This is a genomic window from Victivallis sp. (assembly GCF_048170485.1).
In the GTDB taxonomy this organism is placed as follows: domain Bacteria; phylum Verrucomicrobiota; class Lentisphaeria; order Victivallales; family Victivallaceae; genus Victivallis.
This window is the reverse complement of the sequence record NZ_DBEXAY010000312.1, coordinates 1-7877: the sequence shown is the minus strand read 5'-3', so window position 1 is coordinate 7877 and position 7877 is coordinate 1. Positions and strand designations below refer to the sequence as shown.

Sequence of the window (7877 nt, the reverse complement as noted above, 5' to 3'; positions counted from 1 at the left end):
GGGGGCGGCCTCCTGCCGCAGCAGAAAAGTTTTTCCGGATTTCTTTCCTGCGAAGAAAACGGAGGGAGCCCCGGTCAGAGCAGGTCGTCCTGAACGACGGCGTTGGGAACATGGTACGCTTCGTCGTTGACGTCGGTGAATTTGAGCTTCCCGCGTTCGATGATGGTGCGGACCAGGGTCGGTACCGGCAACGTGGTCACGATCGACAGGATGATGATCGCATTGAAGAACTGGTTGTCCAGCATGCCGAGATCCTTGCCGATGGCGGCCGCGGCGAGGGTTGCGGAGAGTTGCGGCACGGTCATCAGACCGGCGCATAATCCGTGTCCGTTGCCGTAGCCGGAGAAGCGCATGGCAAGCCAGCCCGAGAAAACCTTGCTGCAGACCAGCCCCAGCACCGTGAGCAGGATGATCTCCACATTGCCCGGGGCACCGAATGCGGAAAAGTCGGTCTCCATGCCGATCGATACGAAGAGGAAGGGGATCAGCAGGCCGTAACCGATGCTCTCAAAGCGGTTGATCAGCGAACCGCCGTGACCGAGTTCGGATTTCACCAGGCGGGAGAGGGCAAGTCCGGCGATGAAGGCGCCAACCACCAGATTGATGCCGAGAAATTCTCCGACCAGCACCGTGGCGAGGATGACCAGCAGCAGAATGGTGATGAGCATGTCTTCCCCGGGTTGAAAGTGTTTCAGCAGTTTTCGCCCGACGCAGTACACAATGACGATTGCCGCAAAGAGGTAGATCAGCACCAGCAGCAGGAAGAACGGTGTGAAAAACGCTCCGAACATGGCCGGATCAACGTAATCGAAGATCGACAGCGTGCGCCGGGCCCCCTCGGTCGGAATGCCGATGCTCTGCCGCTTGAGCTGGACGCTTACGGCAAGCAGAATGATGCTGGCAATGTCGGTGATCACCGTCGAAATCAGCACGGCGGCGCCGAATTTGGTCCGGGTCAGTTTGAGCTCCCGGATGACCGGGAAGACGATTCCGACCGAGTGGGAGGCGAAAAGCGAGGCGTAGAGCAGTTTGCCGGGGAAGTCTTCCGGCCGGAACCAGGCGTAAACCGCGTATCCGGCAATCGCCGGCAGCAGAAAGGTGAGCACACTGAGTGCCACCACCGGTTTTTTTGCCGCGGCAATCAGTTTGAAATCGGCCTCCATGCCGGCAAGCGCCATCAGCAGCACCAGACCGAGAGAGCCGAGGGAGTCAACCAGGGATTCGAAATGCGAGGCCACCACCGCCGGTGAACTGCCGAGAAAGCTGAGCGATTCGGAGATCCGCGGAATCAGGTCGAGACAGTTCGGCCCGACCAGCATGCCGACGATCAGAAGGGAGATCACCGAGGGAATGTGAAAGCGGCGCAGCAGCAGCGGCCCGATGCCCATCAGGGCGATGAAGGCGATGAAGAGAATCAGAAAGGCATCGTTGTTCATGAGACGGTTCGGAACTCCCTGTATTCTGTTTTTGGAAATTGATCTAACCTAACGCATTCCCCCCGGGTTTTCAAGTCCGCCGAAGGGGAAAGTGAAAAGATTCCCGCACAAGACAGGAGAGGCGCAGCTATTTCAACAGCCCCGCTGCGTCCGGCAGCCAGAGCGAAAGCCACGGCAGGAAGGTGATCGCCGCGAGTGCGATCAACATCGCAAGGAAGAAGGGCAGCATCGGCCGGGTCACCCGGGCGATGGTGGTCTGCCCGATGCCGCAGCCGATGAAGAGACAGGAGCCGACCGGCGGCGTGCACAGACCGATGCACAGATTCGCGATGATCATGACACCGAACTGAATGTCGCTCATGCCGAGTTCCCGCACGACCGGGAGGAAAATCGGGGTGAAAATCAGGACCGCCGGCGTCATATCCATAAAGGTTCCGACGATCAGCAGCAGCAGGTTGAGGACGCAGAGCAGTACCACCGGATTGTTTGAGAGGGAAACCAGGCCGCTGCTGATGGTCTGGGGAATGTTCGATATCGTCATGATCCAGCTCATCGCGGAGCTGACGCCGATCAGCAGCATCACGACTGCCGTGGTGATGCCGGTCTGCCGCAGAATATCGGGCAGATCGCGCCACTTCACCTCCCGGTAAACCAGCATGGAGAGCACCAGAGAGTAGGCGACCGCAACGGCGGCCGCTTCGGTTGCAGTGAAGACGCCGCCGAGAATTCCGCCGATGATCACCACCATCAGAAAGAGGCTCAGAAAGGCCCGCCGGAAGGTGAGCAGAATGGTCCGCAACGACGATTTTTCGCCGCCGCGTGCGCCGCTTCTCAGCGCATGGATGACGCAGACCGCCATGATGCACAGGCCGAGCAGAATTCCCGGCAGCACGCCGGCGATGAACATCGCCGCAATCGAGACCGTGCCGCAGGCGACGGAATAGACGATCATGATGTTCGACGGAGGAATGATGAGACCGGTGGTTGCGGCGGTCGTGGTGACCGCCACGCTGAATTCTCGATTGTACCCCATGCGGGTCATCTCCGGAATCATGAAGCCACCGACGCTGGAAACCGCCGCAGTCGCCGAGCCGGAAATGGAACCGAAAAGCATGCAGGTCAACGTGTTGACGTAGGCGAGTCCTCCGGGGAACCGCCCGACCAGCGCCGCCGCAAAATCGATCAGGCGTCGCGCCATGCCGCCGCGCCCCATCAGAATGCCGGAGAGGACGAAAAAAGGAATCGCCAGCAGAGCGAACGAGCCGACGCCGCCGATCATCCGGTCGGCGACGATCACCTCCGGCGCAATCGAACCGCCGTTGGCGAACACCGCGGCGAGCGAAGCGATGCCGATCGCCGTTGCAATCGGGACATTCAACAGCAGCAGCGCAAAGAAGACTACAGTCAGAACGATGGCGACTTCAGTCATGTTGATGTTCCTCTCCCGGTTCGGTTTCCCGTCGTTTCCAGTCTGCGGAAAGATTGGCGAGCTCATAGATCAGAATGAAGACACCGCTCACCGGCAGCGGCAGATACATCACCACGTCGGAGATCTGCAGCGCGGGGAGAATGTTCCGGTGGATCAGCGCCTGGCGCACCAGAATGGAACCGCCGAGCAGAAAGGCGATGATGACGAATCCGATGGTGCACAGATGGGCGATGAGCTCCGCCTTCCGCCGGGCGGAAGGGGTGAACCGTGCGGTGAGAAAATCAATTCCGAGATGGGCGCGCGCCTCGAAGGCCGCGGCCGCCCCGAGAAAGCTGACCCAGATGAGCAGAATGGTCGCCAGTTCTTCGGTCCATTTGACCTGCGCTCCCCAGAGATAGCGGGAAGCGACGCCGAGCAGCACATCGAGCACCAGCACGGCGACGGCCGCGATCAGAATCAGATTCAGAAGCCGGAGCGAGCCCTGTTTCAACTTCAGCAGCATCTTACTTCACCTCCTGAATTTCCCGGATGAGCTGTTTGACCGCCCGGGGCTGTCTGCCGTAGAGCGGGCGGAGTTTTTTCGCAAAGGCCGCCTTGTCGACGGAATAGAACCGGACGCCGGCCTCCTCCGCCCGCCGACGGGACTCCTTTTCCGCCTCTTCCCAGAGTTTTCTCTGGTAGAGACTTGCTTCATGGGCGGCCTCTTTCAGCCACTTGCGCTGTTGGTCGTTCAACTGATCCCATGCGGCGTTGCCGATGACCAGCATGTCCGGCACGCGGGCGTGTTCGCTCAGCGTGAAATTTTTGCAGACCTCGAGATGCCGGCCGGTATCGAAGCTGGGCAGGTTGTTTTCCGCACCGTCCACCGTCCCCTGGGAGAGGGCGGTGTAGAGCTCGCCCCACGGAATCGGTGTCGGCGCTCCGCCGAGCGCGCTCACCATGTCCATCGCGCACCGGCTCTGCTGGGTGCGGATTTTCATGCCCTTGAGGTCATCCGGATTCCGGATCGCCTTCTTTGTCGTGTAGAAACTGCGCTCTCCGGAGTCGAAATAGGTGAGACCGCGCATCCCGCCGGGCAGTTCGGCAATCTTCTGCCCGAGCGGACCGTCGAGCACCTTCCAGAAATGATCTTTGTCACGGAAGAGGTAGGGCATGCTGAAGGCGGTCATCTCCGGCACGCTCGACTCCAGCACCGCGGTGGAGGTTTTGCTCAGATCGAGCTGCCCGTTCTGCGTCTGTTTGAGACACTCCGCTTCGGAGCCGATCATGCCGGCCGGATAGATGGCGATTTCAAGTTTCCCGTCGGAGAGCTCCTTGACCCGCCGGGCCATGAACTCCATCGCCTTGTGGACCGGATGTTCCACCGGCAGTCCGTGGCCGAGCCGGAGGACCCGGGGGCGCACTCCGCCGGAGAGTTCCTGACCGGAGCGCACCATCCAGGCGAACCCGAACGCGGCGATCAGAATGCCGACCAGGACGCCGGCGATGAAGTTGGAAACTCCGGAAGAAAACTCTTTTGCCATGGAAAATACCCCCCTGTTTCTCTCTCTTTCAGAGAAAAGATACCGCATCCGGGCGGAAAATCAAGTCCTGTCCGGAAAATTCCCTGCGCGATCCGGAGTTTTCTGGAGGAAACGGTTATTTCCCGCCTTCGAGCCGCTCCGGCGCCTGCGGCGGTTCATCGGGGAGATCGACCGCCACCACGTCGATGACCGCCTCGCTGGCCGGAACATCCGGTTCCGGCTCCGGCGCGGGGGAGGGGGGCGGCTGAGGCCGGCCGCTTCGATGAAAACGGCCGACGAACCGGCGGTCGATCAGCTTTACGCCGAAGAATGCTTCGACCAGCATGCAGAGAATCCAGAGAATCAGAAGCGGCAGGGCGAAGGCCAGGAGCAGCCCGATGGCGAGCACTCCGGCGACCAGATAAAGGAGCAGTTTGACAAAATTCACAGCAGGATTCCTTCGCGGTTCTGCCGGAGCGCTTCGTAAAGAACGATGCTCGCGGCGTTGGCCAGATTCAGACTCCGGTGATACTTGCCGGGCATCGGAATCCGGTAGAGACGGTCGCGGTAACGGTTGTAGAATTCCGGCGGCAGTCCGCTTGACTCCCGCCCGAATACGAGGTAATCACCGGGGCGATAGGGCACATCCCAGTAAGAGCGTTCCCCCCGGGTGGAGAGAAAGTGAAGCTCCGCGCCGGGATTGCGTTCGAGAAACTCCTCCCAGTTCTCGTAGACCGACGGGGCGAGATGCTCCCAGTAGTCCAGCCCGGCCCGGCGGAGAAACTTGTCCTCCAGCGAAAATCCGAGCGGTTTGATCAGGTGCAGCGACGTATCGGTCGAGACGCAGAGGCGGCCGATGGTGCCGGTGTTCTGCGGAATTTCCGGCGCGACCAGAACGATGTGAAATCGCTTCACTTCTCCTCCTTCCGCCGCATCCGTGCAACGAACATCGAATCGCAGTCGCCGTCGAAACTGCGGATTTGGAGCTGTCCGGAGGTGGGTTCCCCGGTGAGCGGATTGGCGAACGGCTCCAGAGTAAACTCCGGATGTTCCGCGAGAAACTTTTCCACCACCATGCCGTTCTCCACCGGAAAGAGGGAGCAGGTCGCATAGACCAGCACGCCCCCCGGACGGACGGCCGGAGCCGCCGCCGCCAGGATGGTCTGTTGAAGTTCCGCCGTCTTCGTCAGCTCCTCCGGGTGGAGGGTCCAGCGGCCGTCGGGATTGCGCCGCCAGACGCCGGAACAGCTGCACGGGGCGTCCACCAGCACTCCGTTGAACCGGCCCGCCTGTTTGCCGTGGAACGGTTTGCCATCCCACTCCCGCGTGACGATGTTGGGGAATCCGGCCCGGCGGGCGCGGAGCCGCAGATCATCGAGTTTGTAACTGCGCACGTCACAGGCGACCACGGTGCCGCGCCGTTTCATAAGATCGGCGAGCTGGAGGCTTTTTCCGCCGGCTCCGGCGCAGGCGTCGAGCCACTGTTCCCCCGGCCGGGGAGCGGCGGCCAGACCGATGCATTGACTGGCGAGATCCTGCACTTCAAAGTCGCCGCGGCGGAAACTCTCAAGTGTGTGGAGATTCACCCGGGGATCGTTCACGCGGAGCGCGGCGGGGAGCCGTTCGTGACGGTGGACCGTGAGCCCGGCCGCCGTCAGCTCTTCCGCAAGTCTGGCGGGGTCGTCGCACTGCGCTCGCAGCCACATCGGGGGCCGGCGGCGAAGATCGGCGAGAAACCGGTCGAACGGAAAATCCGCGGGGAGGGCGCCGGCCACCCATTCCGGCACCAGATCGGAGAGGTGAAACTCCACGGGAACGCCGAAGAGTTTCGCCAGAGCGGCGGCCCGCCCGATCAACGGTTCGGCAGCGGGGAGCGGCTGCGGCCACCGCAGGTTCAGCTCCCGGGCCAGAAGTCTGGCGGTCGGCAGATCGTGCGCATCAAGGTAGAGGGCGCCGAAGAGCAGGGCGTCGAGTTCCGCGCGGCCGAGCCGGATTGTACCGGATTCTATTTCCGCGAGCCGTTCTGCCGGCAGGAAGCGGCGGAGTAGCCCCCAGTTGCGCAGCAGAGCGTAGATGCTTTCGCTGATGAAGCGGCGGTCGCGGGAGCCGCAGCGGCGATTATCCCGGAACCAGGTGCTGAGCACCCGGTCGGCTGGTCTTCTGCTGCCGAACACGGCGGCGAGCACGGTGCGTGCCGCGCTGCCGGTGGATTTCAGCAGCGAGTGAAATTTTTTCTGATCGAGCTCCAAAATCTCTCTCTTCCCGAAGTTAATGTATTTATGTTTTTCCATTCTTATAAAATAACTCCAAAACTGCGTTTTTTACAGGCCGCAATCGGGAAATCTTCACGCTTTGTTTCGTCCCCGTCGACCGGGGAACCCCCGGGGCGGATGGTTGGTGACTCTGTGCATTTGCCTGGGCTCCACCGGAGGGATGCCGCTGGAGGGGGGGCCATTCGATGCAACCGCCCGGTTCCTCCCGGGGATGGGAATCCTCTCCGCTCCGCCATGGACGGGCTGCGGTGAAGAACGTCGAGGCCCCGGAGCGGAAAGCGAATCGGTCTTTCCTCCCGTCTTCCTCCCGGTCGGAACGCTCTTTCCTGTTGTCACGAATGACTCTTCCGGTACTGGAGCGGCGAATTGCCGAAATATTTCCGGAAGGCGGTCGAAAAGTTCAACGCATCCGAATAACCGACCGCACTGGAAATCTCCTTGACGGATAATTCCGGGTGTTCGAGGAGAAGTTCGGCGGCGCGTTGCATGCGCTTGCCGTGGAGATAACGGCCCGGTGTGGTGCCGAAACAGCGGGTGAATTCCCGGATCAGATGGTTGGGGGAACACCCCGCCCGGCGAGCGAGCGTATTCAGATCTCCGCTCTGCCCCGGGTTTTCCGCGAGCGACTGCGCAATTTTTTCGAACCGTTCCGGTGTTGCATGTTCCGGTTGTGGGAACTGCAGAAAACGGAGCAGTTCGTAACTCAATGCCCCGTTTTTGCGTCGGATCATCCGGTCCGGTTCGGTGGAGAGCACCCGGAATCGTTCGAGCAGCGCTTCGAACCCGGCATGGTCGATTTCGCTGATTTTATCGACCTGATCCAGGCCGCTGGCGTGGAGAACCGCCGGCAGCAGAGGGCCGTGTAATGCCAGGGAATTTTTCCGGCAGTGCCCTTCCGGACCCGTATGGATCTCGCTTTCACACCCCGGTCGCATCAGAAAAATTTCTCCCGTGCCCACCCGGTATTCCCTGCCATTCTGCACGGCGAGGAGCGATCCCTCTTTCACATATTCCACTCCCAGCGTATTCAGATTCTTCCGCCGGTAGTCGGCCATCCGCAGCCAGTGCACTTCAAAAAGACAACTGCAGTAGAGCAGTTCGCCGGTGTTCTCCAGCGTCGGGAAGAAGAAGAGGCGGTGCGAACTGCGGTGCGTGATCTGTTCAAACGAACTGCCGTCTTTGACGACCGGCGGCACGATTTCAAATTCAATTTCTTCCGGCATGAGTTGTCGTGGTG

General features: G+C 61.0%; 8 protein-coding genes. All 8 read right to left on the bottom strand.

The window, feature by feature from the left end; all coding sequences use genetic code 11:
• Positions 1-74 precede the first annotated feature (74 nt).
• A complete protein-coding gene (locus ACMLHG_RS16195; protein WP_294435804.1) occupies positions 75-1436 on the bottom strand; it encodes a cation:proton antiporter in 1362 nt (453 codons plus the stop codon).
• Between the two features lie 127 nt (positions 1437-1563).
• A complete protein-coding gene (locus tag ACMLHG_RS16190) occupies positions 1564-2865 on the bottom strand; it encodes a TRAP transporter large permease (protein WP_294435805.1) in 1302 nt (433 codons plus the stop codon).
• The gene (locus ACMLHG_RS16185) at positions 2858-3367 is read right to left on the bottom strand and encodes a TRAP transporter small permease (RefSeq protein WP_294435806.1); all 510 of its coding nucleotides are present in this window, start codon (positions 3365-3367) and stop codon (positions 2858-2860) included. The genes ACMLHG_RS16190 and ACMLHG_RS16185 overlap by 8 nt, the downstream gene beginning before the upstream one ends.
• Position 3368: 1 nt before the next feature.
• Positions 3369-4388: a TRAP transporter substrate-binding protein gene (locus tag ACMLHG_RS16180; protein ID WP_294435807.1), complete on the bottom strand. Its 1020-nt coding sequence runs from the start codon at positions 4386-4388 to the stop codon at positions 3369-3371.
• Between the two features lie 115 nt (positions 4389-4503).
• Positions 4504-4815, bottom strand: coding sequence for a hypothetical protein (locus tag ACMLHG_RS16175; protein WP_294435808.1), 312 nt, complete (start codon positions 4813-4815; stop codon positions 4504-4506).
• Positions 4812-5282: a tRNA (cytidine(34)-2'-O)-methyltransferase gene (locus ACMLHG_RS16170; protein WP_417171151.1), complete on the bottom strand. Its 471-nt coding sequence runs from the start codon at positions 5280-5282 to the stop codon at positions 4812-4814. Before ACMLHG_RS16170 ends, ACMLHG_RS16175 begins: the two co-directional genes overlap by 4 nt.
• Positions 5279-6616, bottom strand: a complete 1338-nt coding sequence (locus tag ACMLHG_RS16165) for an RsmB/NOP family class I SAM-dependent RNA methyltransferase (protein ID WP_417171150.1) — start codon at positions 6614-6616, stop codon at positions 5279-5281. The genes ACMLHG_RS16170 and ACMLHG_RS16165 overlap by 4 nt, the downstream gene beginning before the upstream one ends.
• A 356-nt stretch (positions 6617-6972) precedes the next feature.
• A partial coding sequence (locus tag ACMLHG_RS16160) for an AraC family transcriptional regulator (RefSeq protein WP_417171149.1) occupies positions 6973-7877 on the bottom strand: 905 nt, incomplete at its 5' end.